Genomic DNA, 16,332 nt, shown 5'->3' on the forward strand with positions numbered 1-16,332 from the left:
CTAAAGTATAAGTGTATGTTATATGAAACAACCTGTAATAGTTATAATAAATTTGCTGAAATTTTTATTTTAACATTTATGGTTTAGTTTTTTACTTTCAAAATTTATGGTAATAATGCAATAGTACTATAATATGTACAAGTGTATATGACAAAAATCTTACAATTTATTATTTTCTCAAATCACTAAGACTTGGTAGAGTTTATAAGTCATAATATATAGATTAGTTTAGAGTGCGTATATTATTGAAATTAACATTAAAAGTGCTGAGGGGGTGTAAGACAGTAATAGTATTCGCACACTATACAGTATTGAAAGTAACAGTATAAGTGTTGAGAGGTGCAAGGGATAACAAAGTATAATAAAGTGCGATAAAGTATAATAAAATTCATTAATCTTAGAAGTGGTTTAGCTGGAATAGTTCTACAAAAGTTCACGAATTATCATATAAAGGCTTCAGCGGTTATTGAAGACAAAGATAAAATACAAGGAAGATTTAGAGAATTAATTAGTGAGTTAAACAAGTCAAAGGATTTTAGGGTATTTAAAACTATTACCGAGGCTGAAAACTGGATTTTAAATTTTAATAAATAAGGAAGAAAAGAGTAGGTAGCTATAATGAGGCTGCTTACTCTTTTCTTGTATTCCATTAACCTTGACGTTTTAAAAATTCACTTAGGGCTTTAGGTAATTCAAGCATCATAGTTTCTATTAGATCTCTATATCCGCAACTGTCTTCTTTAAGAAAGCAGACTCTTTGTCTTTTACAACCACCATTACAGATTTTTACGTATTTACACTTTTCGCATAATGGTTCCAGCTCTAAAGGTTTTTGAAAGTCTAAGGCAGTTGAGCAATGCTCCATATCAGTAAAGCTATGGGTATGCACATTTCCTAGTTTGAACTCGTCAGTCACATAAAAGTCGCAGGTGAATACACTTCCATCAGCTTCTATTATATTTTGAATACTGCAGCGCCCATTTACTCCACATTGAAAAGGTGGTCTTTTCATCAGCATGAGCATAACATTGTCAAAAAGGTTTACGGACATGGAACTTCCTCTTTTAAAGTCATTTAACCACAGGGAGTAAAACTCATGGTAGAAACTTTTGTAAGACTCTGGTGTTAAGGCTTCGGAACCTTGTCCATCTAAGGAAGGCAGACAAGGAATAAGCTGGATATGAGTTGCTTTTAGACTCTTAAAATAGCTGTATAAGTCCTTGGGGTTTTGGGCTAAGGAATTTGTCAGCACACAAAGAATATTAGTGTCTACTCCATAAGTTTGAAGAAGTTTATAGCCTTCCAGCACCTTTGAATATACACCTAAGCCGTTAATATCAAAGCGGAAGGCATTCATGTTGGCTTCATATCCATCTAAACTTATGCCAATGAGGAAGTTATTTCGCTTAAAGAACCTGCACCATTTTTCATCAAGTAAGGTTCCATTAGTTTGAAGGGCATAGTGAAAGGTTCTTTTTTCTTTCTTCAAAGCTGCATACTTTATAAATTCCTTAAAGAAAGAAAGTCCTGCAAGGGTTGGTTCACCACCTTGAAAGCCTACGGTTACATGGGCAGTGGGAGAGGTGTATTCAATAATTCGGTCAATGAGTTTTTTTACTGTCTCTATTGTCATCATACCGTAGTTCTTATTTTTGCGGTGGCTGCTTACGTCATGATAAAAGCAGTATCTGCATTTCAAATTGCAGCTGGATGAAGCAGGCTTAATTAAAACTGATAAAGCATTTTTCATTTGAAATCCTCCTTGATATTTTAGCTAAGTAATCTATGTGAAAAGCAAAGTATATATTTCATACAATGTTATAAATCTATAGGTAATTTTATCATTTTAATTATAGAGATACAAATTACGATGTAACCTTTTAATTTAAAACCTGATATTTAATAAATTATTTTAATAAATTAAAAATTTAATAGATAAACCTGAATGTATTTGGATATGTAATAATTATGGAATAAAAGTACAAATATTATATAATATGTTGTGTTATGTAAAAAACACTACATAGAGGTATTAAAGTATAAAGGTGTCATAGGAATTACAAAAAAATCATGCTGGGAGAGTCAGCTTTATGAAAATACAGTTAAGAAATGTGTATAAAAACTATAAAAATGTTGAAGCTGTAAAGGACCTTACAGTTGATATTGAAGATGGAACTTTAGTGTGCCTTTTAGGGCCAAGTGGATGCGGAAAAAGTACGACCCTTTCAATGATTGCAGGGCTGGATACGCCAACGGGGGGAGAAATACTTTTTAATGGAGAAAATTTTACGGGTATAGCTGCAGAGGATAGAGACATTGGGATGGTGTTTCAAAACTATGCTTTATATCCTCATATGACTATTATCGAAAACATAGCCTTTCCTTTAAAAATGAGGAATGTTAAGAAGAAGGAGAGAATTGAAAAGGTAAAAAGAGTAGCAAAGATAATGCAGATTGAAGAGCTTTTAAATAGAAAGCCTTCAAAGCTATCGGGGGGACAACAGCAGAGGGTCGCCATTGCAAGGGCAATTGTGAAGGAACCGAAAATTTTACTTCTAGATGAACCTTTATCAAATTTAGATGCCAGGCTGAGAATTGAGCTTAGAGAAGAAATCAGGTCTCTTCAAAGAAAGCTGAATATTACAACTATCTTTGTAACCCACGACCAAGAAGAGGCTTTAAGTATATCTGATAAAATTCTACTGTTAAATAATGGGGTCCTTCAGCAGTATTCAACCCCTAAGGACATGTATATGTCTCCCAAAAACAAGTTTGTTGCTGGATTTTTAGGAAATCCACCAATGAATTTTATGTGTGGAACATATGATTCAGGAAAGGTTTTTGTTGAAAGTGGAAATATTACTTTGCCTTTACCTGTGGAGATTTTAAAGTTCACAGAGGAGTTTAAGGACAAGCCAGGACAGGCGGAAAAGTGTACTTTAGGCATTAGACCGGAAGACTTAGTTTTGTGCGATAGAGATGAAGGAATTGAAGGAAATATAATCAGCGTTCAAACCTTAGGAAAAGAAGTTTATCTAAATGTTGATATTAAAGGCCTCATGTTAACTGCCTGCACCAGCTGGGAAAATAATTATAACAGTGGTGATAAGGTATATTTAAGGGCTAAGCGTGTTTACTTGTTTAATAAATAAACACTGGATTGAGGTGAACAGAAATGAAGAAGATTAAACTTCATAAATTTAAAATAAAAAATCAAGAGATAAGGGCTATTTTATATCTTTTGCCGGCTCTATTAGTTATTGGAGTATTTCAGTTTTATCCAATATTTAAGTCCTTTTCAATGGGGTTTTATACAAAATTTGATTATCTGACAGATATAGTTTTTGAAAGAGGTTTAGATAATTTTATATATGTTTTAAGAGACCCGGAGTTTTTAATGGCTTTAAAAAATACCTTTATTTTTGCTTTTATATCAGCACCTTTAGGGATTTTAGCAGCTCTTGTTATTGCTCTTATTCTTAATTCAAATATTAAATTTAAGAAGTTTTTCAGAAGCGCTTATTTTTTACCCTTTGTAACTTCCACAACAGCAGTGTCAATTGTGTGGAGATGGATGCTCAATAAGGATTATGGAGTAATTAATGCTATTTTAGGTACCTTTGGAATGGCAAAGGTGTTATGGCTTACAGACCCTAAGATGACAATTCCAATACTTATAGCTTTAAGTATCTGGAAGGGGCTTGGTTATAAAATTATTATTATTTTAGCAGGACTTCAGAGTGTAGATGACAGATATGAACTGGCGGGAAGAATGGATGGAGCTTCGAAGCTACGAAGGTTAAGGTATATTACACTGCCTTTAATAAAACCTACCATGGTGTTTCTATCAATAACAACACTTATAAGTTCCTTTAAGATATTTGATGAGGTGTACATACTATATCAACAGAAGCCAGGACCACTTCAAAGTGGAATAACAATTGTATATTACATATTTGAAAAATTCTATCGTGAATGGGAGTTTTCAAAGGCAGCAGCAGCCTCCTTTATATTATTTGTTGTTATTTTAATTATAACAATAGTCCAATTTATATTTGCTGCAAGGTATAAGGAGGAATAGGGATGACTAACTTAAAGAAAAGTATAGGTAAAAAATTTTTAAAGGCAGCTGCTTATGTGATTTTAATTTTAGGCGTACTTTGGGTTATATTGCCTTTTATATGGATGATATTGACGGCTTTTAAGCCGGCTAAGGAAGTATTATCAATGCCTCCAAAGTGGATACCTTCTTCATGGCAGTGGCAGAACTTTTCAGATGCTCTAAAGTCAGTGCCTTTTAGAACTTATTTGTTTAATAGTTTATTCGTTGCAGTATGTGTAACACTTGGGGAGATATTCACCACTATACTGGCAGCTTACGCCTTTGTTTATATACCATTTAAGTTTAAAAATGTACTTTTTATAATCATGGTGGCAACAATGATGGTGCCTAGTGATATTTTAATGATTCCCAATTATGTTACCCTTAGTAACTTAGGATGGATCAATAGCTATAAAGCATTAGTGCTGCCATGGTGTGCAAGTATATTTTCAATATTTCTTTTAAGACAGCAATTTTCTGGAGTACCTTCTTCTTATTATAAGTCAGCGAAGATGGATGGATGTTCAGATTTAAGATATTTATTTACAATTTTAGTTCCAATGTCTATGCCAACCATAGTATCAATTGGAATATTAAAATTTATTAGCTGCTGGAACTCATATATGTGGCCTTTAATAGTTACGAACAGCAAGGACATGAGAACGTTGCCTGTTGCATTGGCTGTGTTTTCAACAGAGGCTGGAACCAGATATCATATTCTCATGGCTTTTTCTCTTATGATGGTTGCACCAATAATTATATTGTATATATTTATGCAGAAATACATTATTAAGGGCATTAGTAAATCAGGTCTTAAGGGGTAAGAGTAAAGGCAAAAATTAATCAGCTTTTATAATTAATTTATTATAAAAAACAAAATTTAGGGGGATGAAAAACATGAAGAAAAAAATGTTATCTTTACTTCTTGCTACAGTGTTAGGAGCTACAGCACTAGTAGGATGTGGAAGTAAGGGAGAAGCTGGAGATGCAAGCACTCCAGAAGAAGGCAAAGGAAATGAAGTTACAGCATTAGCTACAAAGGTAGAGGAGCCTGTGGAGATTACCTTCTGGCACGCTATGAGTGGAGCAAACGAGGAGGCTATGCAGAAAATAACTGACGATTTTATGGCTCAAAATAAAAATATAACAGTTAAACTTGAGAATCAAGGAAAGTATACAGATTTATTTGATAAATTAATGGCTTCAGCTAAGTCTGACCAGTTGCCAACTATAGCACAAGTATATTCTAACCGTCTTTCTTGGTATATTTCCAAGGGGTTAGTTGAAGATCTTACACCATACATGAATGATAAAGAAACTGGATTTGAAGAGGCAGACTTCAAGGACATTCCAGAAATGTTCTTTAGTGATGGAGTTTGGGATGGAAAACAATATGCTATGCCATTTAATAAAAGCCAAATGGTACTTTACTATAATGTAGAAATGTTCAAGGAAGCTGGGATTGAAGTCCCAACTACTTGGGAAGAATGGGCAGCAGCAGCTGAAAAACTGACTGTTGATGAAAATGGCGACGGAGAACCGGAAGTTTATGGATGTGTATTTGCAAACAACCTTTCAACAGATATAGCACCATGGCTTAAACAAGCTGGTGGAGCAACAATGAACGAGGAAACTAATGAGCTATACTTCGATACACCAGAAACTAAGGAAGCAGTTGAGTTTTTAAACAGCATGATGCAGGCAAAAACTGCTCGTTTAGCTGGAGATGATTCAAATGCTAACGTGCCACTACAAGATGGACGTGCAGCAATGTGTGTTGCTTCAACATCTGCTCTTCCATATATAGAAGAGGGAACTTTAGAAGGCATTACAATAGATGCAGCAGCTCTTCCAGGACACAAAACAAATGACCAATTATATTACGGAACAAACGTAACTGTATTTAATACTAGTTCGGATGTTCAAAAGCAAGCAGCTTGGGAATACATTAAGTTTTTAACTAATACTGAAAACACTGCTTACTTTGCAGCTCAAACAGGTTATATTCCAGTAAGAAAATCAGCTCAAGAAGATCCAGTATTCAAAGCTGTATTAGATGAAAAGCCAATAAAACAACTTTCCTTCGACTGTATGGACATGGGATTCCAAGGGACAAGAAATATTGGTGGAATCAATGCTTTAAATGAATTAGGAAAACAATTAGACTTAGTATTCAGCGGTGAGAAATCCATTGATGATGCATTAAAAGATGCACAAAAAAATGGTGAAGAAGCTATGGAAGCTGCTAGAAATAACTAAGTTATAGAATGTGATAAAGAAAGTCGTTAAATTAGATTAAGAAAAATAACAGATTATTTTAATAGTAAAGTGAACCCAATAGAGTAGGCATTAAAGATTCAACTCTATTGGGTTCTACTGTTGCATTAACATTAAAAATCAATATGTATAATTATTAAGTTAAGAAGACAACCTCCAATTATAGAAATGGAGGTTGTTTTGCGTTATGAATGAATTTGATAATAGAACATTATTTAGAATAATTATATTTTTAATATTGGTAATTCCTATTGCATATCTTGTATGATTATCCAGAAATTCGTTCATAATTAACCTTCCATTTTAATATATTTAAAAAGATAAGATATTGGAGGTAGTGGGATGATTTGCTCCTATTGTCACAAGGAAGTGAAGCCAGGAAAGTTTTGTGAGAATTGTGGAAGTATACTGAAGGAAGAGGGGAAAGTTCAATGCAGAAGCTGTCATAACTTTGTTAAAGAAGGACGTTTTTGTCAAATTTGTGGAAGTACTTTGGAAGCTGAAGTGATTGAAGTTAAGGAGCCGAAAGTAGAAAATGTTAGTGTAGCTAAAATTGAAGAGAAAGAACAGCAGGTAGAAAATAAGAATACTATTAAACCGGAAGTTAGGGAGTCAGAAGCTAAAATTGAGAAGAAGATTGAAGTAAAGGTAGCATCAGAAAGCAAACCAATACAGCCTAAGAGTGATATTCAAAGGAAGAAGCAGACAAGCACAACTACACCTAGGATGGCACCACAAACTGGGAGAGGAGCTGGAGGAAATAGTAGTAAATTTGGGATGATAATAGTTGTTGTAATTATACTTTTATTTATTGGCGGAGTGATGTGGAAGCTATATTTAGATAGGGGAGATGATTCATTCATGAGTTTAAAGGATAGCCCTCCTAAAGCTTCTAAAGAGGTTACTGAAATTGAGGAAGAGCAAGGAGCTAAGGAGACTTTGGAGGAGTCAGTGGACCTAGATAAGGGCTATGGCATGGCTGTAAATCAGATCGATACAGTTGGTTATCCAGAAATTAAATTATATATTGGTGAAGATGGTATTAAGGACTTCAATATTTCTAAGATTAGCATAGAAGAGAAGAGTGGAGACAGCTATGAGCCTGTTATTATTAAAAACTCACAGGAAAATTTAGGTGGAGAAATAATTAACTTTAATATTGTAGTTGATAACAGTAAGAATATGGCCAAAGATGAGGCTATGGAAGAACTTAAAACTGCAGTTAGAGACACCTTGAACACTTTAGATTATAGTAGCACTCATGCTGGAATAGTAAGCGTTAACTCAAAGGTTACAGTAAATAATTATATTACAGATAATTATGAGGCTTTAAACAATGGTTTAACAGCATTGGTACCGGATGGTGAAAGAGCTATTTATGATGGGATTATTACTTCTCTTGAAGAGCTTAACAAAAATGAAGGACCAAAGTTACTGGTAGTGTTTGCATCAGGAGTTGATACGGCTTCAAAAAATGATTATACAAAGGTTATGGCAAGGGCAAAGGAAGTGAATATTCCTGTGTTTGTGATTGGGTATGATGAAAAAGCTGTAGAGAATTATAGTGAATTTGAAAAATTAGCTGCAGAAACAAATGGCAAGTTTTATTCAGTATCAAATATAAGCAGTATAAGCAGTATTCTGCAGGAATTATTAAATTCTTTTAAAAGTTCTTATGTAGTTACATTTGAAACTAAGGTACCAATGAAATCAGAAGATGAGCTTTTACTACAGGTTTCATATGTAGATAGTGGCTTTACAGCTTCATTAGAGTCTAGCGCTACTTGCATGGTAGATACCTTAAAGGAAAGTTTAATTAAGTACGACAGCGATAAGGAGAAAATATTAGAAATGGTAAAGAACTATACATCTAATGCAGAAGGAAGATACTCAATTTACTATGGAAACGTAGATATGGGTTTTCCTATGATTGTAAACGATGCTTCAATACGTTCAGCCAGCGTAATAAAGATATTTATTATGATTGAAGCTTTGGCTCAGATCGATAAGAAGCTTTTAGACGGAAATAAACTAGTTACAATGAACTCATGTGTAGGTGGTACAGGGGTTATTCAATATGAACATATAGGAAGTCAGTTTACGGTTTATGAGTTATTGGAATATATGATGATTGATAGTGATAATACAGCTGCCAATATGCTTATTGATGAGGTTGGTGGAGTTGCTGTAGTAAATGCTAAAATTAAGGAACTAGGCTGTGTAAATTCTCAGATGAACAGAAAGCTTTTAGATATGGAGGCTTTAAGGAATGGACAGGATAACTACGTTACCGTTTATGATATGGGAAATATTTTAACCAAAATTTACAATAAGCAATGTATCAGCGAAGAAGCAGATAGCTACATGCTTCAATTAATGCATAGAAACAAAAATCAAAATAAAATTCCTTATGACTTGCCAGAGAATGTAAATGTATTCAATAAGACAGGTGAATTTGATGATTATGGCGTTCAAAATGATGTTGCCATAGTTGAAACTGAAAAGGGAGCCTACGTGCTATGTGTATTAACAGAGGGCGGAAATAGTCAAGAGGAAATAGGTATAATAAGAAGATTATCTAAAGATATATACAATGAATTTATTAAATAGATAGGAGTGATATTATGAGTTTTTGTTCAAATTGTGGAACTAAGTACGGAGATGGAGACAAATTTTGCCCAGGGTGTGGGTATAATCTAACTACAGGAGAACCAGCACCAGCTACGGGTTCAACCAGACAATCTAACAAGGTAATGACAGCTATCACCGATGGATTTATGTATTATAAAGGATTGATTATTCATTCTACCACATCTACAGAGGAATTATTTGAGGATAATAAAAAAAGTATATCATTTGTAATTACTTTGTTTTCAATGATAATAAACAGTGTTCTTTATGCCATTGTAATAAAAAAAGCATATAATTTTACAAAGACCTTTTTATTGGGAGGCTATGGCTATGGTGATGTAGACAGTATGCTGCTAAAGATTAATTTCTTTACACAATTCTTGCAGGGAATGTTATTTTCTTTAGTATTAATAATGCTCCTATCCCTAGGTTTATTTATCATAGTAAAGGTTTATAATGGAGAAACCATAAATATTATTAGGGTAATAGCTGTTGCGTCTGTGCCTTTAACTTGTATAAATCTTATAGCTTTTATAGTATCCTATATAAGTTTTTCAGTTGCTTTAATTGTAATTTCAATAGGCGTATATGCAGCCATTGGAACCATATTTACGAATAGTCATAGATACATTACTAGTGGGCGTGATGCACATATTGCTATTGCTGTAGTAGTTATGTTAAGTAATATTGGCTTCTGCTTCACGATTTTAAAGGTGTACTCTAATTTATTTCTTCAGTATTCTAATTATTTAGGAAGTTTTTTTTAGATGATATAAAGGTTGTCAAAATGAACTCAGGTATAGAAATGTACTTGGGTTCTTTTTTTAGTTATGGTGAAATAAAATTTTTATTAAGTGAAGTTTTTAAGATTTATAGAATTTATTTTAAGTAAGATTAATCTATTTGGTGGAGGTACGTTATCATTAAAGAAAATCAATAAAAAGAATAAACAGTAGAGTTTAATGAAAACAGCTTATTACTTTAGATAATAAGCTGTTTTCTATAGAGTTTTATTACCTCATATTAGGGTATAGTTCAATTTAAAGCATAAGTGAACCTATTACAGCAAATATAAGCAGTGGGATATTATAGTGAAGGAAGGTTGGAACACAGGTATCCCAGATGTGGTCGTGCTGCTTGTCTGCATTAAGCCCTGCTGTTGGTCCAAGAGTACTGTCTGAAGCAGGAGACCCCGCATCCCCTAAAGCACCTGCAACTCCAACTAGAAGTATTATGGCTTGAGGGCTGAAGCCTAAGCTAAGGCCTAGTGGACAATATATGGCAGCGATAATAGGTACTGTACCAAAGGAGCTTCCTATTCCAAGGGTTACCAGGAGCCCAACTAAAAGCATAAGAGTGGCTCCAATAAGTTTGCTGCTGCCAACAACTCCAGTAATTGAGGTAACCAAAAGTTCCACAGAGCCAGTTTCTCTTAGAACACTTCCATAGCCGGCAGCTACAAGCATAATAAAGCCGATGAGCCCCATCATTTTAACTCCATCTTCTAATAAATCATCCACCTCATTTACTTTAACAGCTCCCGTTAAAATGAGTACAATAATGGCACAAAGACCACCTAAAGGCAGAGAGCCTGTCTTTATTTGAACTAAAAAGGCAGTTACTGCACCCAATAGAGCACTCCAGTGCTTTCTTGTCATTTTCTCCTCAATAGCTTCTTCGGCTATTTCTTCTATAGCTGTATCTTTATAGCTACGAGGCTTTCTATAGGTTATAAATACTGCAATAAGAAGTCCTATAATCATTGCAATGGCAGGTATCCACATGGTACTGGTGACTAGTTTTGTGGTAGCATCAATTCCGTTAGCAACCATTTGGTCTCTGATAATGTTCTGAAAGATTAACCCAAAGCCTATCGGAATCGCCATATAGGGAGTTTTTAATCCAAAGGTCAAGGCACAGGCAACTGCTCTTCTATCAATTTTCAACTTATTCATAAGCTTTAATAATGATGGAATTAAGATTGGAATAAAGGCAATATGAACAGGGATAAGATTTTGAGAAAAACAGGCGATAAAGGCAATAAATAAGATAAAGATTATTTTTTTATCCTTTACTATTTTAGATATCTTTCTTGCTAAAATGGAGGCAAGTCCAGTTTTACTTACTGCCACAGCTAGAGCTCCAAGTAAAATATAGCTAAGGGCAGTTTCAGCGTTTCCGCCCATGCCTCCAATGAGTGTTGACATTATATCTTCTAGAGGCATTCCTGAAAAAAGTCCAGCAGTGATTGCTGCAATTAATATAGATAATAATACATTAAATTTAAATAGACATAGTATGATCATTACGGCGATAGAGATTACTACCGGGTTAAATAATACCATTAAAGATTCCCCCTTGTGTTTTGAAATTTTGTTCTGTAAATGTGTAAGGATGAGATTATTTTTGCGCAAAAATAAAATACTCCCGTTCTCTAGCTTAATACTAGAGGACGGGAGTTTAACTCACGTGGTTCCACCTCAATTTTATTAGTATCTCACGATACTAACCTCTTCAAGTACGATAATTTATAAAAATTACTTATACTCTAGCACGATAACGGGTGCAAGGATTCCGAAACAGCCTACTAAGATTAATCCATTCGGTGTTTAGCTCAAAGACGTGTTCAAAATAATATCTTTGTTTTCTCACACCAACCGAAAACTCTCTGAAAAAGATGGTTATCTTTACTATTTCTTATCAAAGCTGTTGTTTTTAAATATTTTTGTATACTTAATATATTTAAAATATTATAAATTTAGACTTTTGTCAATTAAAACTTAAAAAAACTTATTTAATGCTGCAGCTGTTATTGCTGGCGTTTGTTCGGTATTGGCCTTTCTTATTAAATCTAATAAGAAAAAAGCTATTTCGTATTAAGTGCTTATATATTTCATTTAGCCAGAACTAGTTAAAAATAGTCAAATAACTTTGTTTAGGAACTTAAATTTCCTTAAATAACTTAACAAAGTGAACCTTTAGTTGGAAATTTACAAAAATTCTAGCGATTAAGAACTTTGGATTTTATGCTATAATAGAAAACAACTAAGCACTTAAGGTGGAATGGTGAGGCTGAGACTAGGAACTTTATTTAAATTTTATAAATGAAAAATTATTGACATAGGAGATAAAAAATTAGAACTTACACAAACAAAAGACCAGATGGAAGCATAGTTGTAACAAAGTTTGATAAAAACAAAAGTTATTCAAAGGAATATTCTAGTATTCATGAATATAATAAAAGTGTATCAAGTGGTGCAATTTCTTTAGGAAAAATATTGTTCGCTCCAATATACTACCCAGTAAAGTTTGTGTTTAAAATCTTATTTCTTTTAATAAAAGGTATTTATTGGGGTTTGCCTAGATTTATATATTTTAAAAATAAAAAATAATTATTAGATTTTAAAAAGTAAAAGTCACAAATGATTCTATGGAAGAATACATTTGTGACTTTTTTTTGCTACTAAAATATTTTAGTGCGAAGAATATGGTGAGAATATTTTGAAAATTATGCCTTTAATAAGTAGTATTTATTTCTTTAAAATGATAAAATTTAATGGTATATACTATTTAATATTGAAAATAATGTAAGATAATAAAGGGGAGAAAGAACTGAAAGTAGTAATAGATTTAATGAAAGTATAAAAGGAGGTAAGTATGAAGAAAAAATCGCCACTTATTCGATTATTAGAAAATATAAAGGAGCGGGATAAAGAGATTTTTTGTTTATGTTTGTTATATACCATAATAACACCTTTAGTTTCTTTGTTTGGTATAATATTACCCAAGGTTTTGATTAGTTATTTGACTGAAAGAGAGGCAACCAATCAAGGAATTATCATTATTGTAAGTGTGTTTTTTGCTTTTGGTGCTTTAATTTATTTCTTGAAGCAGTGGCTTCAGGATTCCACCTATCCACGTATTACAGAACTTAGGATTGATTATATCCGTGATCAATGTGTAAAGCTCCTTAATATGGATTATCCATATATGGAGTCTGCTACATTTTTGGAAAAGTACAATAAGGCTTTGGAATCTACCAGCAATAATAGTGAGGGTATTGAAGGAATTTATCATAAGCTTTTTGAACTGCCACAGCTTGGCACCATTGTTTTAGTTCTGGCTTTTTTTATAGGCTTTAAAAATCCAATTATTTTGCTTGCCATCTTGGTTAATATAGGGGTAACTACATTAATTTCAGTTTATGTTCAAAAATATGAATATAAACGCAAGGAAGCACTAGCTAAGAAAGAACGTCGAGTTTATTATTATGGAAAGGTATCCAAGGACTTTATGTATGGAAAGGATGTAAGGGTTTATTCCTTAAAAGATAGAATTGATGATAATTTTAGACTGGAGATAAAGGGATATATTGATGTGTTTAAAGTTATTAAAAATAGAGAGTATGCCCTAGGGTTTATTACTCTTGCCACTTTGTTTTTATCTGACCTTGCAACCTATGGAGTTCTAACTTACTTAACTTTCAAGGGGATGTCAATTTCAGATTATTCCATGTATGTTATAGCAGCTTCAACCTTATCCCTTCAAATGACAACCTTATCTGAAAATATTACCTTTATTATGAGGGAGTATTTATACGTACGAGATTTTTATGAATTTATGGATGCAGATTTAGGAGAGCATGGCGGTGATTTGAAGGCCATTCCAAAGGAGGAATCCATGGCCATTGAGTTTAAGAATGTGACCTTTGCTTATCCTGGTACTGATAAATATATTTTAAAGGATTTTTCTTTAACTATTCCAAAGGGACAGAAGCTTGCCATTGTGGGAATTAACGGAGCTGGAAAGACGACCTTTGTAAAATTACTCACAGGATTATTTAAAGTAAATGAAGGAGAAATATTAATTAACGGTATCAATATTAATGAGTATAAAAAAATTGAACTGTATAAAATGTTTGGAGCAGTCTTCCAAGAGGTTAATATTTTAGCACTTACTATTGCACAAAATATTGCCTGTACCTTGGAAAATGTTGATTATAAGAAGCTAGACAAGGTATTAAAGCAGGTTGGGCTTTATGAGAAGGTTTATGAGCTAAAGGATAATGTTAATACTACCATGTTAAAAATTATTGATGAGAATGGCGTTGTATTTTCAGGTGGAGAAAGTCAAAAGCTTGCCATAGCAAGGGCACTTTACAAGGGTGGAAATTGTGTAATCATGGACGAACCTACGGCAGCCTTAGATGCCTTGGCAGAGGCTGAGATTTACAATAAATTTGACTTGTTAACTGAAGGTAAAACAGCAATTTATATTTCTCATAGACTTGCATCAACTAAGTTCTGTGATGCCATCGCACTACTTGATGAGACAGGCCTTAGGGAATATGGTACCCATGATGAGCTTATGGAAAATAAGGGATCCTATTATGATATGTTTGTTACTCAAGGCAAGTATTATCAGGAAGGAGGAGAGTCAGCATGAAGCAGTTAGAAAAAACAAAATTGGTATTTGGCTTGGTGTGGGAAATAAGTCCGAGCTACTTTTTCCTCCTATTTATTAACTCTCTGGGTTATTCAGCTCAAATTCTTGTGAATGTTATTTTACCAAAGTATCTTATTGATGGGTTAATGATAAAGGAATCCCTTCAGGTTTTATTTCAGTGGGTTTTGTTAATTGCTATAGCAAACCTGGTCTTAGCCTTTATTAAGAAAACCACAAAGCGATTTCTAGATGTGAAGGAGAAGGAAGTATACTGGCACATTGAACGTGCCTTTGCAAAAAAGATTATGTCTGTGGAGTATCAGAATCTTGAAGATCCTTATTATTTGGACTTAAAGGAAAGAGCTTCCTTTGCAATGATGAATCAAGGTGCAGTCTACAACTTAATAACCAATTTCCTAAGTTTTTTAAATCAACTATTAACAGTTATAGGTTTAATAGCTATTATGTTTAGGTTGTCCTGGATTTTAGTTGTATCCCTCCTTGGTATGGTAGGAATAACTTTATTCATATACAGAGCTTTCTCAAAATATCAGCAGCAATTCTTTGCAGACTTGCTACCTATAAATCGAAAATATGGTTATTATGTGGGACTATCCTTTGAGAAGAATCTTCATAAGGATGTACGTCTTTATGGTATGAGCCCAATGTTAGGAGATTTGGTTACCTCCTATAATAAAGAAATTAATCGTTGGTTTACAAAGTTTCATCGTAAGCAAGGACTGTACATGGGGTTATTTCAAGTAGTAGTTGTAATGCAGACTATTTTTGCCTATGGTTTTGTAAGTATAAAAACCTTAACTAGCGGTATCAGTATTGGAGATTTAACCATGTATGTATCCTCTGCTGTTAGCTTTTCTTCTGCAGTTATTGCTCTTGGCACCGCCATAGTAAGTATTTCTCAAATGTTAGCATACTTAGAACCTTTCGCGGAGCTTATGAATGTGCCAGATGAAGAAAAGCTTCAAGGAGATAAGAAGCTGGAAACCGTTGAAACCATTGAATTTGATCATGTGACTTTTGCTTACCCTAAAACGGATAAAAAGATATTAGATGATATATCCTTTAGGATTAATAAAGGTGAGAAAATCAGTATTGTGGGCTTAAACGGAGCAGGAAAAAGTACAGTAGTAAAACTCCTTTGCCGTCTTTATAAACCAGAGGTCGGGTCAATAAAGATTAATGGAATTGATATCTTTGAATATGACCATGAATCCTATTTGAAGACTTTAGCAGCTGTATTCCAAGACTTTAAGCTTTTCAACTTCACCATAGAGGAAAACATCACCTGCAGACCAGTAGGGGTTGATACCAAGCTGGTGGAAAAGCTTATTAAAGATGTTGCTATGGAAGAAAAAATTAAAGAACTGCCTCATGGAATTAATAGCTTATTTGGGAAGGAATATGACGATGAAGGTGTGGAGTTCTCTGGAGGACAAGCACAGAAAATTGCTATAGCAAGAGCCTTATACAAGGATGCTTCCTTAGTAATCCTTGACGAACCAACCTCTGCTTTAGACCCAATTGCAGAAGCAGAAATCTATGAGAAGTTCAACAGCTTAGTTGGAGATAAAACAGCTCTTTATATATCCCACAGAATGTCCTCAAGTGTATTCTGTGACAAGGTATTAGTTATTAGGGAAGGAAAGATTGAAGCCTTTGATTCTCACAAGAATTTAATGCTGGATGAAGAAGGTATATATTATGAACTGTTTACATCACAGGCGAAGAATTATCGTTTGGAAGCATTAAATTAATTAAAATACAGATAAGGAGTGTGTATTAGAAAAAAATATTAGTAAAATTATTATTATTTGACAAAATTTTGTGTAGTTATTATAATAAACTTTGAAAACAAT

General features: G+C 33.5%; 11 protein-coding genes and 1 other annotated feature. Of the genes, 9 read left to right on the forward strand and 2 right to left on the reverse strand.

What is annotated here, in order from left to right; genetic code table 11:
* Nucleotides 1-390: 390 nt before the first annotated feature.
* The gene (locus BN1075_RS21180; protein WP_268871555.1) at nucleotides 391-594 is read left to right on the forward strand and encodes a DUF4180 domain-containing protein; all 204 of its coding nucleotides are present in this window, start codon (nucleotides 391-393) and stop codon (nucleotides 592-594) included.
* A gap of 55 nt (nucleotides 595-649) precedes the next feature.
* Here the strand turns inward: BN1075_RS21180 and BN1075_RS12960 are convergent, their stop codons facing one another.
* A complete protein-coding gene (locus tag BN1075_RS12960) occupies nucleotides 650-1,750 on the reverse strand; it encodes a radical SAM/SPASM domain-containing protein (RefSeq protein ID WP_040193655.1) in 1,101 nt (366 codons plus the stop codon).
* Between the two features lie 340 nt (nucleotides 1,751-2,090).
* On the opposite strand from BN1075_RS12960, the gene BN1075_RS12965 reads away from it, so the two are divergent.
* The 6 genes from BN1075_RS12965 (at nucleotide 2,091) to BN1075_RS12990 (ending at nucleotide 9,777) form a co-directional block, all read left to right on the forward strand.
* The gene (locus tag BN1075_RS12965; protein ID WP_040193656.1) at nucleotides 2,091-3,152 is read left to right on the forward strand and encodes an ABC transporter ATP-binding protein; all 1,062 of its coding nucleotides are present in this window, start codon (nucleotides 2,091-2,093) and stop codon (nucleotides 3,150-3,152) included.
* A 23-nt stretch (nucleotides 3,153-3,175) separates the two neighbouring features.
* Entirely contained in the window at nucleotides 3,176-4,081 is a 906-nt protein-coding gene (locus BN1075_RS12970; RefSeq protein WP_040193657.1) for a carbohydrate ABC transporter permease, read from the forward strand.
* Nucleotides 4,082-4,083: 2 nt separating this feature from the next.
* The gene (locus tag BN1075_RS12975) at nucleotides 4,084-4,926 is read left to right on the forward strand and encodes a carbohydrate ABC transporter permease (RefSeq protein WP_040193658.1); all 843 of its coding nucleotides are present in this window, start codon (nucleotides 4,084-4,086) and stop codon (nucleotides 4,924-4,926) included.
* 73 nt (nucleotides 4,927-4,999) lie between these two features.
* A complete protein-coding gene (locus tag BN1075_RS12980; RefSeq protein ID WP_040193659.1) occupies nucleotides 5,000-6,361 on the forward strand; it encodes an ABC transporter substrate-binding protein in 1,362 nt (453 codons plus the stop codon).
* Nucleotides 6,362-6,721: 360 nt separating this feature from the next.
* The gene (locus BN1075_RS20820) at nucleotides 6,722-8,989 is read left to right on the forward strand and encodes a serine hydrolase (protein WP_052406540.1); all 2,268 of its coding nucleotides are present in this window, start codon (nucleotides 6,722-6,724) and stop codon (nucleotides 8,987-8,989) included.
* A gap of 14 nt (nucleotides 8,990-9,003) precedes the next feature.
* Nucleotides 9,004-9,777: a zinc ribbon domain-containing protein gene (locus BN1075_RS12990; protein ID WP_040193660.1), complete on the forward strand. Its 774-nt coding sequence runs from the start codon at nucleotides 9,004-9,006 to the stop codon at nucleotides 9,775-9,777.
* 273 nt (nucleotides 9,778-10,050) lie between these two features.
* On the opposite strand, the gene BN1075_RS12995 is transcribed toward BN1075_RS12990, so the two are convergent.
* Nucleotides 10,051-11,355: a Na+/H+ antiporter family protein gene (locus tag BN1075_RS12995; RefSeq protein ID WP_040193661.1), complete on the reverse strand. Its 1,305-nt coding sequence runs from the start codon at nucleotides 11,353-11,355 to the stop codon at nucleotides 10,051-10,053.
* A 100-nt stretch (nucleotides 11,356-11,455) separates the two neighbouring features.
* Nucleotides 11,456-11,723, reverse strand: a binding site (T-box leader).
* A gap of 944 nt (nucleotides 11,724-12,667) precedes the next feature.
* Here BN1075_RS12995 and BN1075_RS13000 point away from each other — a divergent pair.
* A complete protein-coding gene (locus tag BN1075_RS13000) occupies nucleotides 12,668-14,455 on the forward strand; it encodes an ABC transporter ATP-binding protein (RefSeq protein ID WP_040193663.1) in 1,788 nt (595 codons plus the stop codon).
* Nucleotides 14,452-16,230, forward strand: coding sequence for an ABC transporter ATP-binding protein (locus BN1075_RS13005; protein WP_042387323.1), 1,779 nt, complete (start codon nucleotides 14,452-14,454; stop codon nucleotides 16,228-16,230). Before BN1075_RS13000 ends, BN1075_RS13005 begins: the two co-directional genes overlap by 4 nt.
* Nucleotides 16,231-16,332 lie beyond the last annotated feature (102 nt).

The sequence above is a fragment of the Clostridium culturomicium genome, from assembly GCF_000821305.1.
In the GTDB taxonomy this organism is placed as follows: domain Bacteria; phylum Bacillota; class Clostridia; order Clostridiales; family Clostridiaceae; genus Clostridium_J; species Clostridium_J culturomicium.